Raw genomic sequence first — 15380 nt, forward strand, 5'->3', positions numbered from 1 at the left:
CCAGCGAAAAACGCAAGAACACCACGTTTATCCAGCCTGCCCATGTCATCGTTGACGACCAACGCCGGCAAGTTTGGGCGTGCCGTGCTGAAGGTCGAGAATAGCCACTGGCCATTTGAGGTCAATCGAGCATTTTTCCGTCGATCTTGAAATTTAATTCAACTGTCCGCTTTGCCGGTGGCTATGTCTGACGGCCGATTACGGCTATGGTGCGGGTATCTTTGAGCAGGTGAACATCCATGCGTTACCCCTCCATGACCGCCTTGCGGGCGCTGGACGCGGTGGCCCGGCTGGGCAGTGTGTCCGAGGCCGCTACCGAGCTGAACCTCACCCCCAGCGCCATCAGCCACCAGATCAAGAGCCTGGAACAAACCCTGGGCTTTGCCCTGACCGAGCGCACCGGGCGCAATATCCGCATCACTTGGCAAGGCGAGCGCTATGCCCGGGATATCCATGGGCTGCTGGCCAATATCCTCGAGGCTGGCCAGCGCTTTGATGGCCAGCAGGTCAGCGGGCGCCTGTGTATCAGCAGCCCGGCGGGCTTTGCCACCTATTGGCTGTGCACGCATATCGCCGACTTCCAGGCCCTTTATCCACAGGTCGAACTGCACCTGATTTCACCGCGTACCCCAGACGACACCAGCGACCACGGCGCCGACCTGTTTATCGCCTACGGCATGGGCGACTGGCCCAACCAGCATGTGCAGAAGATCGTTTCGCTGCGCTACTTCCCGGTGTGCAGCCCGCGCCTGGTCAACACCATGGGCGGCCTGAAGAACCCGGAACACCTGGCCGGCGCACCTTTGCTGCATATGATCGACTACTCCGACTGGCGCGTCTGGCTGGCCGCCGCCGGGGCGCCGAATGTCGATGTGCAGCGCGGCATCGTGTTTGCCGATGCGCACTTTGTGCAGTCGGCGTGCATCGCCAGCCAGGGTATCGCCATGGGCGACAACCTGATCAGCGGTGAAGCCCTGGCCAGGGGCTTGCTGGTGCGACCGTTCGAGACCGAGATCGAGTCCAACCGTGGCTATTACCTGGTGGCCGATCACCAGAAAGTCGAACGACCGGTGGTGCAGGCGTTTGGCGAGTGGGTGAAGTCGCAGCTGGGCGGCGGGCTTTGACGCCAGGCAATCCGTGAATTTTTTTTGCCAATGGCCGGTAAATTTTTTGCTTGTCCGCCCTCGGGTCGCACCCTAAGGTCTGGCCAATCGACACAGAACAATAAGAAGGAAGTGAGCAATGACCACCTGCGCCCAGTCCCTGGTTCGCCTGCTGGAAGGTTATGGGGTAGATACCGTGTTCGGTATCCCCGGCGTGCATACCGTCGAGCTCTATCGCGGCCTGCACGGCAGCCGCCTGCGCCATGTCAGCCCGCGCCATGAACAGGGTGCCGGTTTTATGGCCGACGGCTACGCCCGCGCCAGTGGCAAGCCGGGCGTCTGTTTCATCATTACCGGCCCGGGCATGACCAATATTCTGACCGCCATGGGCCAGGCTTATGCCGACTCGGTGCCGATGCTGGTGATTTCCACCACCAACCGCCGCGAACATCTGCGCCTGGGCCATGGGCATCTGCACGAGTTGCCGGATCAGCGCGCGATGGTCGCGGGGGTGTGTGCGTTCAGCCACACGTTGCAATCGCCTGAGCAATTGCCCGAGCTGCTGGCCCGCGCTTTCGCCGTGTTCAAATGTGCGCGCCCGCGCCCTGTGCACCTGGAAATCCCCCTGGATGTGCTGGACATGCCGGCCATCGACCTCAACCTGATGCCCCGCAGCCTGCCAGGCGCACCGGCCCCGGCGCCGGCCTCGTTGCGTGCGGCGTTGAATTTGCTCAACGACGCGCGCCGGCCGCTGATTCTCGCCGGCGGCGGTGCCCGTGATTGCGCCGAGGTGTTGCAGCAACTGGCCGAGCGCCTGCAAGCGCCGGTGGCCCTGACCACTAATGCCCGTGGCTTGCTGCCCATGAACCACCCCTTATTGCTGGACGGCGTGCAGTCATCCAAACATGGCCGCTCGCTGTTTGACGAAGCCGATGTGATCCTCGCCGTGGGCACGGAGCTTGGGGAAACCGACTACGACTTCTTCGGCCTTGGCCCACTGAAATTCAAGGCACCACTGATCCGTCTGGATATCGACCCGATGCAAGTCATGGGCGTGCAACGGGCCCATGTCGGGCTGGTGGGCGATGCCCGCGAAGGGTTGCAGGCGCTGCTGGATGAGGTCCGCCCACCTGCCCCGAGCGGGCGTTGGGCACAGGACAGCGTGCAGCGGGTCAACCGTCTGGAGCGCGAGACATGGAATGCCAAGCAACAGGGGCTGCAAGGCTTGCTGGACCTGCTGCGCGACAGCCTGGTCGACCCGTTGATCGTCGGCGATTCGACCCAGCCGGTGTATCAGGGCGCGGTGGGTTACCAGGCGCCGGCGGCCAACAGCTGGTTCAATGCTGGCACTGGCTACGGCACTCTCGGCTACGGGTTGCCGGCGGCTATCGGTGCCAAGCTGGCCAAGCCCGAGCGACCGGTGGTGGCGCTGGTGGGCGATGGCGGCCTGCAGTTTGCCAGCAACGAACTGATCGCAGCCCGGGAGGCAGGTATCGGCGTGATCCTGGTGGTGTGGAACAACCAGTGCTACGGCGAGATCCGCGACTATATGCAAGCCCGGGAAATCACCCCGCTGGGCGTGGATATCATGACCCCGGACTTTGCCGCGATGGCCCGCAGCTGCCATGTCGAGCACCACACGGCGGACACGCCACAGGCCTTGCACACGTTGTTGCAAACCCTGGCCACCAGCCGCCAACCGGTGATGATCGAACTCGACGCTGCGCAATACCTGCAAAACGCCTGAACCTCCCCCGGCCCTGATCCATATCAACGGGCCACCCTCGAAAATCCGCTACAACAAACCGGGGCTTACAAAGCCCCGGTTGTCCGCCTGATGACCTCATAAAAACGAAGATAAACCTGTACCCAGGGGCCAACCCCCAGGCCAGGTTATTAAAGGAATAATGCGATGGCCCTTTCTCTGTCACGTTTGGCCTTGATGGGGGCGACGCTGTGTCTTGCGCTTCCCCTGCACGCCAACGAACCTGCCAAACCCGATACCGAGCTGATCGCCCAAGGCAAATACGTGGCCCAACTCGGTGACTGCATCGCCTGCCACACCGCCAAGCAAGGTCCACAGATGGCCGGCGGCCTGGAACTGAGCACGCCCATGGGCACCATCTATTCCAGCAACATCACCCCGGACCGCGAGACCGGCATCGGTAACTACAGCTTCGAACAGTTCGACCGCGTGATGCGTGAAGGTGTGACACCTGCTGGTATGAACCTGTACCCAGCCATGCCGTATCCGTCCTACGCGAAGATGAGCGAAGAGGACATGCGCGCCTTGTTCGCCTACCTGATGCATGAGGTCAAGCCAGTGAGCCAGGCCAACCTCGAAGCAGACATGGGGTTCCCGTTCAACCAGCGCTGGGGCCTGGCGTTGTGGAACTTCATGTTCCTCGACAAACAACCGTTCCAGCCCGACCCGGCCCGGGATGCAGTGCTCAACCGCGGCGCCTATCTGGTCCAGGGCCTCGGCCACTGCGGCTCGTGCCATACCCCGCGGGGTATCGCCTTCCAGGAAAAAGCCATGAGCGACACCGGCAGCGGCGGCGAGCACTACCTGGGCGGGGAAACCGTCGAGCATTGGCGCGCCTTGAGTCTGCGCAACCTGTGGACGGTGGAAGACACCGTGCAACTGCTCAAGACCGGGCAGAACCGCTTTGCCACAGTGTCGGGCAACATGGTGGACGTGATCCGTCACAGTACCCAGCATTTCACGGACGCCGATCTGACGGCCGTCGCGACGTATTTGAAATCCCTGCCTCCGGGCAAGGACGACCTGCCGATGCCAGCGGTCGCCAAAGGCCCTGCCGAACTGCCCAAGGACTTGTTCACCAGCCGTGGCGGCCTGGGTTACATGCAGTTCTGCAGCGATTGCCACCGCAGCGACGGCGCCGGTGTGAAAGGGCTTTTCCCGGCATTGGCCGGCAACGCCGGCGTGGTTGCCAGCAACCCGACCTCGTTGCTGCACATTACCCTTACCGGTTGGGAAACCGCCGAGACCGCAGCCCATCCACGGGTCTACACCATGCCGGGCTTTGCGCGCCTGGGGAACAACGAAGTAGCGGAAATTCTCACCTTTGTGCGCACGCGCTGGGGTAACGAAGGCACGCCGATCAGTACCGCCCAGGTGAAGAAAATGCGTGACCAGCTCAACCCGGTCAGCACCGACTCATCGGCGTTCGAAACCCCGCGCCTGGCCAATCTGCTGGCAGCTTCGAATGCCGACCAAGTGATACGCGGCATGCGCTTGCACCTGCAAACCAAGGAACTGCTGCCAGACAATGTCGGCAACTCGCTGAACTGCACCAGTTGCCATCTCAATGCCGGCACCGTGGCGGATGGTTCGCCGTTTGTGGGCGTGTCGGCCTTCTTCCCCAGCTACGCCCCGCGTGCTGGCAAGGTGGTGAGCCTGGAAGAACGCATCAACGGTTGCTTCCGCCGCTCGATGAATGGCAAACCGGTGCAGCCACAATCGGCGGATATGCAGGCGATGGTGGCGTACTTCGACTGGATGAAAAACAACACCAAGCCCGAGGACAAGGTGCCTGGCCGGGGTGTCGGCAAGATCGACCCGGCCATCAAGCCCGACCTTGCCAATGGCGAACAGGTCTACGCCAAGCAATGCGCGGTATGCCATGGCAATGACGGCGAAGGCCTGGCCCGAGCGGACGGCACTTTGGTGTACCCACCGTTGTGGGGCGATCAGTCGTTCAACATCGGTGCCGGCATGGCCCGCACTTACACCGCGGCCGCGTTCGTCAAACGCAACATGCCGATCGGCTTCCACGAAAAATTCCCGTTGGGCCAGGGCGGCTTGTCGGACCAGGAAGCGGTGGACGTTGCCGCCTACTTCTCGCAAAAACCACGCCCGGACTTCCCGGACAAGGTCAAGGACTGGCCGAACGGTGGCAAGCCGGTGGATGCGCGTTACTAGCGCGGGGGTATTGGCAAAAAAACTGTGCCCTGTGGGGAATGGGGGCTGCTGCGCAGGAGGTCAACTGTGGTGAGCGGGCTTGTCCCGCGTTGGGTGGCGAAGCCGCCCCAAAGCCTGTTTGCTCGGTGTGTCAGGGGTAACTGGGGTGGGTTTGTTGGGGCTGCTGCGCAGCCCAGCGCGGGGCAAGCCCGCTCGCCACAACAAGCCCGGTTGCCACAACGGGCGCTCGGGCCGCAGTCGGCAGGCTGGCGCGGTAAATGTGGAGAGGGGGCTTGTCCTCCGTTGGGTGGCGAAGCCGCCCTAAAACCTGTTTGCTCGGTGTGTCTGGGGTAACTGGGGTGGGTTTGTTGGGGCTGCTGCGCAGCCCAGCGCGGGCAAGCCCGCTCGCCACAACAAGCCCGCTCCACAACGGGCGCTCGGGCCGCGGTCGGCAGGCTGGCGCGTTAAATGTGGAGAGGGGGCTTGTTCCCCGTTGGGTGGCGAAGTCGCCCTAAAACCTGTTTGCTTGGTGTGTCTGGCGTGGCTGGGGTGGGTTTGTTGGGGCTGCTGCGCAGCCCAGCGCGGGGCAAGCCCGCTCGCCACAAAAAGCCCGCTTGCCACAACGGGCGCTCGGGCCGCGGTCGGCAGGCTGGTGCGGTAAATGTGGAGAGGGGGCTTGTCCCCCGTTGGGTGGCGAAGCCGCCCTAAAACCTGTTTGCTCGGTGTGTCAGGGGTAACTGGGGTGGGTTTGTTGGGGCTGCTGCGCAGCCCAGCGCGGGCAAGCCCGCTCGCCACAACAAGCCCGGTTGCCACAACGGGCGCTCTGGCCGCAGTCGGCAGGCTGGCGCGTTAAATGTGGAGAGGGGGCTTGTTCCCCGTTGGGTGGCGAAGTCGCCCCAAAGCCTGTTTGCTCGGTGTGTCTGGGGTAGCTGGGGTGGGTTTGTTGGGGCTGCTGCGCAGCCCAGCGCGGGCAAGCCCGCTCGCCACAACAAGCCCGCTCCACAACGGGCGCTCGGGCCGCGGTCGGCAGGCTGGCGCGGTAAATGTGGAGAGGGGGCTTGTTCCCCGTTGGGTGGCGAAGCCGCCCCAAAACCTGCTTGCTCGGTGTGTCTGGGGTAGCTGGGGTGGGTTTGTTGGGGCTGCTGCGCAGCCCAGCGCGGGCAAGCCCGCTCGCCACAACAAGCCCGCTTGCCACAACGGGCGCTCTGGCCGCAGTCGGCAGGCTGGTGCGGTAAATGTGGAGAGGGGGCTTGTCCCCCGTTGGGTGGCGAAGCCGCCCCAAAGCCTGTTTGCTCGGTGTGTCTGGGGTAGCTGGGGTGGATTTGTTGGGGCTGCTGCGCAGCCCAGCGCGGGGCAAGCCCGCTCGCCACGACAAGCCCGGTTGCCACAGGTATAGGCACAGTCCCTATTGTGAAACCCGGTCCTTGCCTGCTGCCTTGGACCGGTACAACGCCTGGTCCGCCCGAGCCATCAGGTTGGTGGGCGACTCGTGGTCGAGGCGTTGTACCACCCCCAGGCTCAAGGTCACCTTGAAATCACCCACAGGGGGGATGTCGAGGACTGCCTGGCGGATACGCTCGGCCAGTGCCATGGCGGTTTCCACGGTGCTCTTGGGCATGATCACCATAAATTCATCGCCACCCCAGCGTGCCAGTAAATCGCCCTGGCGCACGCAATGCTCCAGGCGTTCGACTACCTGCAGCAGGGTGGCATCGCCCACGGCATCGCCCACGGCATGCCCGTGCTGGTCGTTGATCGGTTTGAAGTCATCGACATCCATGGCAATCACCGCCAACGGCAGGCGAAACCGCTGGGCGCGTTCGCATTCTTCCAGCAAGGCTTTTTCCAGGCGATAGCGGCTGGCGATACGGGTCAAGGTATCGCGCTCGGCCAGGGAGCGATTTTCGTCCAGTTGTAGCTGCAGTTGCTGGTTGACCCGCGACAGCTCACGGGTGCGTTCGGCCACCAGGGCTTCCAGGGATTGGTTGCGCCGCTCAAGTTGTTCCAGGGAGCGTTTGCGTTCGTGAATGCTGCGGTGTGCGCCGACCATACGCCACACCGAACCATCGGGATTGCGGGCGATCACGTAGCCACGGTCTTCGATCCATAGCCATGTGCCGTCTTTTTTTCGACAGCGGTACTCGACTTGATAGTGGGTGGCGCGGCTATTGATGTAGTCATCGAAGACTTTCATCACATGGGGGTAATCGTCGGGATGGATCACGCTTTCCCAGGTGAAGACGGTGTTTTCCAGGGAGTGGGGATTGTAGCCCAGCATTTCGTACCAGCCGGGGTTGCGGTAGACAAACCCGGTGTTGGCATTCCAGTCCCATATTCCATCGCTGACCAGTTCCATGATGGCATGGACCAGGTCGGCATTGACGTCGAAAAGCTCACCTTTCAACGGATCCTTATCGGATATATCGCCCATCTGCGCGCTCCCTGCGAGGGTGCTGGCTCACTATGGCCAGTCAGGTGTTAACGCCGATACTCCGTGGCTTGGCGTACTGTACAACGAGGCTTGCCTGCGTAGAAGAGGCCGCAAAACTATGGCTAAGTGCCATTGTTCGCGGCCTGCAGGCTATTGCGGCTCTACCATGCGCGTGGGCGGCGCACCGTTGGCATTGTGCTGGTAGATCGACTCAGGCTGGCCTTGTTCGTTGAAAAATACCTGGCCGATGCCGGCACTGTTCCACAGGCGCTCGCCGGCTTCGGCATGCTCCGGGATATACGGCACCACCTGCATGCGACGGCGACGGGTCAGCCAGTTCAGGGGCGAGCGCGGCGAGTACAGCCAGCGGTTGAGGCGGTCGAACCATTCCAGCAGGCGCGGCGGGAACTGGTTCTTGATGCCGCTGCTGGTGATCTGCCAGATATGCGGCCCGACATTGCGATGGCGGATCAGCACCTTGTAGACGAACGAGTAGTGCACATCCCCGGACAGAATCACGTAGTTCCCCGGGGTACGCGAGTGGCGGAAGATATTCAGGATCACTTGTGCGGCGCCACGGTGGGCCATCCAGTTTTCGGCATCTACCAATAGCGGGTAGCCGCACCAACTGAAGATTTTCTGCACGGTTTCGATCAGCTTGACGCCGAAGATCGGCGCGGGCGAAACGATGATGGCCGACGGGTGGTCCAGCAGTTCCTGTTGCAATTCGCTCAAGGCTTCCCAGTCCAGCAGGCCGGACGGTTGCTTGAGGGTGAACTCACTGCGCCAGCGCCGCGTGCGGGTGTCGATGACCACCAGCGCCGGAGTGGTGGGTAGCACGTAGTGCCACTGCTGGAATTTCAGGAGTTCTTCCAGCAATTGGTCCTGGCTGGGGGCATGCAGATGATTGTCGTGGTCCTGGGCGGTGGCGGTCAGGGCCAGGGTTTTTTCCACGATTAGGGCGAAGGCATCGGGGTTGTTGCCCCAGCCCTGGCAAAGCATGTAGGCAAGCAGGGCGTTGCCGATGATGCGCTTGGAGAAGGGGTTGCCGTAGGCGGTCTGCTCCCACTGGGCGCTGAGGTTCCAGTCATCGGTAATGTCGTGATCATCGAAGATCATCAGGCATGGAACATGGGCGAACACCCGGGCCACGCCGGCCAGGCCATCGCGAAACTTATCCACAGGCACCTGTTCACGGGCGTAGCGTGCCCGTTCTTCCAGGGATAACCGCGTGGGAGGGTGCGGGGCGATCAGGCTCCAAGGGGTTGGCGACCAGGCCAGCAGGTACATCGCCATGACTTCGGCGAAAGTTACCAGGTGGTTGTCGGCGGTGCTGCTGGTGAAGATCGGTTTCTTCACGCCGCCAAAGAAGCGTTCGCGCAGGGTCTCGTTGCTCTCCAGCGCCGGTAACAGGTCGGCGCGATGGTAGTAGCTGGCGGGGTGGTCGTAGAGCCGGGTGCTGTCGTCCACCACTGCGCCATCGAGATGTTCATCGAACAGGCCCAGGCGAGCAATCAGGCCATGAATGGCGCGCAGCATCGGCCCGGCGACATCGTCGGCATACACCTGGTCGCCGCTCATCATCAACAGGGCCGGGCGCTGGGCCAGGCTGCGATCTTCGGCCAACAGGCGGTCTGCGCAGAGCAGGCCTTCATCGGCGTAATGGTGGGGTTTGCGGCAAGAGCCGTGCAGCAACTGGCGGATACGGCTGTGCAGGATGAAATCCGGGGTCTGGGCATTGGCGTACAGCAGGTGCGGCGCCCACTCGGCGATGCCGCTTTGATCGTCGGTCAGCAGGTCATAGCTGATGGGCACGTCCTGGGGCAGCGGCGTGTCCAGCGTTACATCGATCAGGTGGATAAACGCTGCGCGACCTACGGGGATCACCTGGCAGCGGCTGGCGTCGAGGTCGATATCCAGCGACTGTTGGCGCGCGTGCTGGGTGAACTGCAATCGCAGGGTCAGTGCCAGCGCTCGACTGCCCACCAGCCACAACACCAGGCGCCCAGGTTCCAGACGACGCAACAGGGGGCCGGCGAGGACGGCGGGCAATATGTCGGGTTGCAGCATGAAAAAATGGCTCTGTGCGAAGGATGACAGCGCAGGTTAGCGCAGGGGATGTCGGTGTTTTGTCAACGCGGCAGGTGCGGGGCCCCGGCCTGGATCATCTACAGCAGGTTCCCACGGCCCAGGCTGTCCAGCGTGCCGGTGCTCTTGCGGCGGTCGTTGGCCGAAAGGCGGTTGAAGTCATTGGCCGGGCCCGCGGCGAAGGGCTGGTCGTAGGAACGTTTGTTGCGCGTGAGGGCGGGTTCGTCCGAGTGTGCAGGGTACTGATGCAGGTGTACGAGGGGGGAAGTGATAGTGGCGATCATCGGTATCGTCTCGGTAAGAATGTCTGGCGCTGCCATGGCGACGCCAACGCTACCTAGCAGGCTGATAGTCGAGCTATAAACAACTCGCTTCCAAATATGAATACGAAGAGCGCGACGCTGTGGCAAACGGCTCGCCACAGCACGCCCGATCAGAGGTGTGATTCTTTCGGCGCTTTTGGCACGGTAAAGCGGAACTCACTGCCACGTCCCAGCTCGCTTTGGGCCTCGATCCGGCCGCCGTGGGCCTTGACGATACCCTGGGTGATGTACAACCCCAGGCCGCTACCCGTGGGATTGTTTTCGGTCAGGGTCCAATAGCGATCAAACACATGGGGCAACTGGTCAGGGGCAATGCCCTCACCGGAGTCACGCACTGAAAACACAATTTCCTCGTCATTGCTCATCGCCGAAATACCGATAATGCCCTGGCGAGGTGTGAATTTGATGGCGTTGCCGATCAGGTTCGACAGCACCTGGAACAGGCGCTCGGGGTCGGCGTTGATCTGCAGGCCGGGTTCGGCGTTGAACGACAGGTCCACGCCCTTTTCCAGGGCCAGGGGCGCCAGCAGTGAGTAGGCCTCTTCGAAGATCTGGCTGACGTCCAGCGGCACCGGCCTGACGGTGTAGCGGCCCGCTTCGATTTTTGAGGTGTCGAGCAAATCTTCCAGCAACACATTCATGCGCCCGGCGGCTTGTTGCATGGTGTCGATTGCCGAGGAAATCCGCCGCGAGGTGTGGGTGCCATCGGAACTGAAAGCCTTTTGCATCATGCCGCAGAGCATCGAGATCACGGTCATCGGGTTGCGCAGGTCATGGGATACCACGGCTACCAGCTCATCCCGGGCGCGCACGGCCTGTTGTTCGCGCAGGACCTGGCGGGCCAGGTCGTTTTCCAGGGCCGAGCGGCGCAGATCGTTGGCGGCAAAGCGGTCGCCGGGGCTCCACTTGGTGGAGATGCCGGCCATTTCCACCTTCCAGATTTCAAACGAGGTGCGTGGGCGAAGGCGCAGGCCAGTGTCGGATTTCTCCAGGGCCAGCGGTTTCTTCGGGTCGCCGCTCCACTGGATGTTCTCTTTGACTTCCGGGCGGAACCACAGCACGCCGTTGTCCACCGGTTTGGGCAAACTCATGGCCATGACGCCACTGGCTACCGCCTGATAATCCGCCGCGGGCGGGTAGACCGCTGACAGATGGTGGCTGGCAAACACCGGTTGCCCGGTGTCCTTCAACCACTTGTGCAAGGCGCGGATCTGCTCCGGCTCGGGGCAGTTGCCGTAGCGGTGCAGTTGCTGGCCTTCAATGATTGCCACGCCGCCGGCCTGCACCAGGTCCATCAGCACCTGTGGACATTGGGCCAGGCCGTCGAACACCGCGTCCGATGAGTTGCTCATTGCCTGGTTAAGTTCGCCCAGGGCGTCGACCTTTTCTTCACGCTGGCGGCTGATATCCAGGGCTTCCATGGCGCTGATCTGCAACGACAGCACTTGGCCGATGGTCTGGCAGGTGGTGCGCAGATCGTTGGGCACGTGCAGCGGCTCGCGGTTACCGCAGCTGATCAGGCCCCACAATTTGTCGCCCTTCATCAGCGAGATGCTCATGGACGACAGCACGCCCATGTTCTTCATGTATTGGCAGTGGATCGGCGACACGCTACGCAGGGTGGCGAAGCTCAGATCCAGCGGCTGGCCGGTGTCCGGGCGCAGCTTGGGCAGCAGCGGCACCGGCTCGTAGTCGGCATTGGGGATGATCCGCAACCAGTTGGTGCGGTACAGCTCGCGGGCTTGTTGCGGGATGTCGGACGCGGGGAAGAACAGGCCGTTGAACAGTTCCATGGAGGGCGCGGATGCTTCGGCGATGACCTGGCCGTGGCCTTCCTCTTCGAAGCGATAAATCAGTACCCGGTCATAGCCGGTCATGGCCTGGATTTCGCTCACGCTGATTTCGTACAAGGCTTGCAGGGTTTTCGCCGACTGCAACCGTTGCAGCATCTTGCCCAGGTTGCTGGTGCGACCATTCTGGGACTTGGGCTGGAAGTGCTCGTAGTGTGGCTCGAATTCCAGCACCAGCACGCCTTGGTGGCGATGCAACAGGCCTTCGAACTGGCCACCGTTAAGGGTGACGTACAGTGGCGGGGCATCGATAAAGCTGGGTTGGCCGGCCATCTGGCGCACAACGTCGGTATGTTGCGTGCCCAGCAGCGTGTCCAGTGGTTGGCCGAGCAAGGCCTCGGGCTGGTGATTGAACAGGCTGACCACGTTGGCGCTGACTTGCACGATCCGCAAGTCTGGTTCGCTCAGGGTCAGCAGCACGCCGTGAGGCTGGATCGCACCGGGAAAACGGATTGGCTCGTCAGCACAGTTGGCCAGCAGTTGTTCAAAGTCATCGGGTTTCATAGCAGTACCTCCTGGCTGTCGAGCCATTGCTCAAAACAGCGAAATGTCGCACAGGCCGCGTCCACCGCCTGCTGACGGCCAAGGTCGTCCAGCGGGACGTGGCCCAGGTAGTCGAGAAAGTCTTTCCAGCGCCGACCGGTCTCGGCGCCATAAACATTGAGAAAGGCGCCGCCATTGCTGGCGTCCAGCCCCAGGCTGCGGGCCATCTCCCGGCGCAGCACCTGGCCGCCAAGGGTCGCGCCTTCGAGCACATACAACACGCCCAGGCAGGCGGCCGGTGTGCCGAGAGGAGGGAGGCTCGGGCAGAGGGGCAGGGCGACAATCGCTGGGTTAGCCAGGCCCAAGGCAATCAGGTCACTGTGCAGGGTTGGTGTTTTCACTCGCAGCGTCTGGTCGAATCCCACAGGAATCATCGCGCTGTCGTACAGTCGCGATTCTATCGGATGGTAGAAACCGTAGTAGGCCGCAAGCAGGCGGCCATACCAGTCGGCATCCAGCCCCGATGAAAAGAACGGCAAGCGTTTTTCCAGGGCCACATGGAGTTGGGCTGTGCCCGAGCGCAAGGCTTCAAGCAGGGAGGGCGCCGCGACGTCATGGGCCGGTGGATGCATGCAGGAAGCTCGGAGGGGTCGGCCAGGGCGGGCCATGGCTGACGCGTGAGTGAAGGGTGGACGCACAATTCTATACGCCCGACCGTCTGTATCTGAGAGGTCATAACGAAAAACCTGACGTTTTCGTCAGAAAAATAACCGGATACTCAAAAACAGACCTCACACTCTGTCGCGAAGTTCGATTGCCGCGATATTGCGATGCTATTAGTGCAGGGAGGTACCTTGCACCAACGCGGCTTGCACACAGTCGAGCAGCCGCTCTGTGCTCCAGGGCTTGGGCAAAAACTTCACCGTGCTGCCCAATTGTGCGGCCATCACCGTATTGCCTGAGGTCAGCACCACTGGCAAGGATGGCCAGCGATGGGCCACGACCTTGCTCAAGTCATAGCCGTTGAGCAGGCCGGGCATCTGGATATCGCTGACAATCAGGTCTACCGGATCACTGGTCCTCTCCAGAAAAATCATCCCCTCATCGGCCGAAGGGAAAGAGGTCACCACGGCGCCGAATTCCTCCAGCACGTCCACCATCAGCGAGCGAATAATCTCGTCGTCTTCCAATACCAATATCGATGGCTGAGCCATGATCCTTACTCCACCATCTGGGTTGAATAAGGTGGAGTGGCCAGTCAGGGGTTAGGTTCGATTGGATGTTTTTTATTCGATGGGTGGTCATTTGGTGCTATCTACGGCGGCTGCACAACCGCTATAGCTTGCGAGTCTTGGGTGGGTTAAGCCAGGATGTGGGCCGGAAAATTCACCGCAAGGAATGCCAGTGTGAAAGAGATGATCGGCGCGTTGATCGTCGTTGCCACCGTTTTGTTCGGTTGCACCGGGGTGTTGGTGGCAGTGGCGTTCAGCACCAAGAAAAGTCGCCTGGAAATACTCAAGAGCTTGAGCGGCATGAGCCTTGGCCGTGATCGCTTTATCGGGATAGCGCAGTTGTGGGCCAGTTGCTTCCAGCGGGTGTTCGGGCGCACGTTACTGGCCAGGCGCCAGTTGATCAGCATCCCGCTGTACACCTTGCTGGTGTCACTGGTGTTTTTTGTCGTGTGGCTGCTGGATCTCTACCTGTTTAAAAACCCTGAGCACGTGTTCAATGTGCCGCCGCCGCCCAATGTGCTGCAGGCGATCAAGGACTTTTATAGCAAGGGCCTGCTCGTCGCGATCGCGATCGATTGCGTGACCATCCAATTGACGAAATGGAGCATCAATGTGGGGATGCGCCGCGGCTTTGGTTCGTGGCGGTTTTTGTGGTGCTTTTCGGCGACGATTGCGTTGGCGTACCTGCTGTTCAGCGCGGCGGTTTACTGGTTTCGCTGGTCGGATATGAGCGAGCTGTACGCCATGTTGCCCGCCGACGAAGTGCGGCCGACGATCACGTTCAGTCCATTGCGCGATGTGCTGTATTCGATTTCGCTGTTTCAGCCCGTGACATTTATCTATGCCACGTCCGAAGGGCTTGTCTCCAGCTACTTCATGCCTGAGCCGATCCTGTTTTACTGCGCGGTCACCGGCACACTCTCACTGCTTACCATCACCGTGGCCTACCAGTTCGCCAGGGGCGCTGACTGGCTGCGACGCTTGTGCATGGGGGTTGTCAGCCACGTTGGCACGCCCCGGACCAACGCCATGAGTGTGGTGTTCATGATGTTGCTGGGGCTGGTGTTGGTGCCGTTATGCCTGATGACGATCTACCTGGCTGTCTGAAGATTCGGCCTATTGAGTCAGAAGCGCTCGTCGAGCAATGCCGGCAACGTCAGCTCCTTGACGAAGCTGGCCGATGACAGGCTCATGGCCATGCGCACCACCTGCACCACGTCATGTACCGGGATCAACTGCCCGTCGCCGCGCTGCTCGGCCTCAAGCCGGGAGGTGCTCAACGGGTCCTCGGTATTCAGGTAGCCCAGGTTCAGGCAGGTCACGCCCAGGCGCTGGTGCCGATAGCCTTCGCGCAGGGCATCGGCCATGCCGCGCAGGGCGAATTTCGACGCGCCAAACGTGACTTCCGGGCGCCCGCTCTGGGGCAGTCCCGAGGTCGAGCCGGTCAGGATGATGCGTGGGTTGGGGCTTTTTAACAGTACGGGCAGCAGGCGCTTGATCAGCAGCAGAGGCGCGGTGATGTTGCAACTGACGATGGCTTCCAACTGCGTGTCTTCATCCTTGAGAAAGCTGTAGGCCTCATCGAACGCCCGATCCTCCCAGATGCCCAGGTTATAGATCAGCGTGTCCAGGCCGTCCTGCGCCACTGCTTGTTCGATGAGCTGCGCGGCCTGTGCTGGTTGGCCAAGGTCGGCTTCTACCCACGACACTTCGGCGCCGGTGCTGGAGACCAAGCCAGTGGGGCGGCTGCGCGAGACACCGATCAAGGTATCGCCCGCCCCGCCCACGCCTTCCATAAATGCCCTGCCCAAACCTTTGCTTGCACCGACCACCATGGTTCTCATCGATCGCTCCTGAACTGACGTGCTGAGGGAAAGTGCGCATGCAAGCAGAGGGCGGGAGTGATGGCAATTGAATGGCTGTGTCTAAATGTTATGTCGGGCAG

Annotated in this window: 11 protein-coding genes; 4 read left to right on the top strand and 7 right to left on the bottom strand. The window is 61.7% G+C overall.

What is annotated here, in order from left to right:
* The first annotated feature begins 239 nt into the window (after positions 1–239).
* The 3 genes from C5F71_RS17960 (at position 240) to C5F71_RS17970 (ending at position 5049) form a co-directional block, all read left to right on the top strand.
* Positions 240–1124 carry a LysR substrate-binding domain-containing protein gene (locus tag C5F71_RS17960; RefSeq protein WP_029300234.1) on the top strand — a complete coding sequence of 295 codons (885 nt, stop codon included), beginning with the start codon at positions 240–242 and terminating at the stop codon, positions 1122–1124.
* Between the two features lie 118 nt (positions 1125–1242).
* The gene (locus C5F71_RS17965; protein WP_104911646.1) at positions 1243–2850 is read left to right on the top strand and encodes a 5-guanidino-2-oxopentanoate decarboxylase; all 1608 of its coding nucleotides are present in this window, start codon (positions 1243–1245) and stop codon (positions 2848–2850) included.
* Between the two features lie 165 nt (positions 2851–3015).
* Entirely contained in the window at positions 3016–5049 is a 2034-nt protein-coding gene (locus C5F71_RS17970; RefSeq protein ID WP_104911647.1) for a c-type cytochrome, read from the top strand.
* Positions 5050–6433: 1384 nt separating this feature from the next.
* On the opposite strand, the gene C5F71_RS17975 is transcribed toward C5F71_RS17970, so the two are convergent.
* From C5F71_RS17975 to C5F71_RS18000, 6 genes are all read right to left on the bottom strand, one after another.
* Complete coding sequence (locus C5F71_RS17975) at positions 6434–7459, bottom strand: diguanylate cyclase (RefSeq protein WP_104911648.1); 1026 nt, start codon at positions 7457–7459, stop codon at positions 6434–6436.
* A 150-nt stretch (positions 7460–7609) separates the two neighbouring features.
* Entirely contained in the window at positions 7610–9529 is a 1920-nt protein-coding gene (locus C5F71_RS17980; RefSeq protein WP_104911649.1) for an alkaline phosphatase D family protein, read from the bottom strand.
* Between the two features lie 98 nt (positions 9530–9627).
* Positions 9628–9867 carry a hypothetical protein gene (locus C5F71_RS17985; protein ID WP_143007606.1) on the bottom strand — a complete coding sequence of 80 codons (240 nt, stop codon included), beginning with the start codon at positions 9865–9867 and terminating at the stop codon, positions 9628–9630.
* Between the two features lie 113 nt (positions 9868–9980).
* On the bottom strand, positions 9981–12224 hold the full coding sequence (locus tag C5F71_RS17990; protein WP_104911650.1) for an ATP-binding protein: 2244 nt from the start codon (positions 12222–12224) through the stop codon (positions 9981–9983).
* Positions 12221–12835 carry a biliverdin-producing heme oxygenase gene (locus tag C5F71_RS17995; protein ID WP_104911651.1) on the bottom strand — a complete coding sequence of 205 codons (615 nt, stop codon included), beginning with the start codon at positions 12833–12835 and terminating at the stop codon, positions 12221–12223. Before C5F71_RS17995 ends, C5F71_RS17990 begins: the two co-directional genes overlap by 4 nt.
* Positions 12836–13039: 204 nt before the next feature.
* On the bottom strand, positions 13040–13417 hold the full coding sequence (locus C5F71_RS18000; RefSeq protein WP_029300246.1) for a response regulator: 378 nt from the start codon (positions 13415–13417) through the stop codon (positions 13040–13042).
* Between the two features lie 192 nt (positions 13418–13609).
* Here C5F71_RS18000 and C5F71_RS18005 point away from each other — a divergent pair, with 192 nt between their 5' ends.
* Positions 13610–14542, top strand: a complete 933-nt coding sequence (locus tag C5F71_RS18005; RefSeq protein WP_104911652.1) for a hypothetical protein — start codon at positions 13610–13612, stop codon at positions 14540–14542.
* Positions 14543–14559: 17 nt separating this feature from the next.
* Here C5F71_RS18005 and C5F71_RS18010 read toward each other — a convergent pair whose 3' ends face one another.
* On the bottom strand, positions 14560–15279 hold the full coding sequence (locus C5F71_RS18010) for an SDR family oxidoreductase (protein ID WP_104911653.1): 720 nt from the start codon (positions 15277–15279) through the stop codon (positions 14560–14562).
* Positions 15280–15380: the final 101 nt, after the last annotated feature.

It is taken from the genome of Pseudomonas sp. LG1D9 (genome assembly GCF_002949995.1).
In the GTDB taxonomy this organism is placed as follows: domain Bacteria; phylum Pseudomonadota; class Gammaproteobacteria; order Pseudomonadales; family Pseudomonadaceae; genus Aquipseudomonas; species Aquipseudomonas proteolytica.

What these genes read in the sequence shown, in the direction of transcription:
- C5F71_RS17960 (WP_029300234.1), top strand. Translation starts at nt 240, where the DNA reads ATGCGTTACCCCTCCATGACCGCCTTGCGGGCGCTGGACGCGGTGGCC.
- C5F71_RS17965 (WP_104911646.1), top strand. Translation starts at nt 1,243, where the DNA reads ATGACCACCTGCGCCCAGTCCCTGGTTCGCCTGCTGGAAGGTTATGGG.
- C5F71_RS17970 (WP_104911647.1), top strand. Translation starts at nt 3,016, where the DNA reads ATGGCCCTTTCTCTGTCACGTTTGGCCTTGATGGGGGCGACGCTGTGT.
- C5F71_RS17975 (WP_104911648.1), bottom strand. Translation starts at nt 7,459, where the DNA reads ATGGGCGATATATCCGATAAGGATCCGTTGAAAGGTGAGCTTTTCGAC.
- C5F71_RS17980 (WP_104911649.1), bottom strand. Translation starts at nt 9,529, where the DNA reads ATGCTGCAACCCGACATATTGCCCGCCGTCCTCGCCGGCCCCCTGTTG.
- C5F71_RS17985 (WP_143007606.1), bottom strand. Translation starts at nt 9,867, where the DNA reads ATGGCAGCGCCAGACATTCTTACCGAGACGATACCGATGATCGCCACT.
- C5F71_RS17990 (WP_104911650.1), bottom strand. Translation starts at nt 12,224, where the DNA reads ATGAAACCCGATGACTTTGAACAACTGCTGGCCAACTGTGCTGACGAG.
- C5F71_RS17995 (WP_104911651.1), bottom strand. Translation starts at nt 12,835, where the DNA reads ATGCATCCACCGGCCCATGACGTCGCGGCGCCCTCCCTGCTTGAAGCC.
- C5F71_RS18000 (WP_029300246.1), bottom strand. Translation starts at nt 13,417, where the DNA reads ATGGCTCAGCCATCGATATTGGTATTGGAAGACGACGAGATTATTCGC.
- C5F71_RS18010 (WP_104911653.1), bottom strand. Translation starts at nt 15,279, where the DNA reads ATGAGAACCATGGTGGTCGGTGCAAGCAAAGGTTTGGGCAGGGCATTT.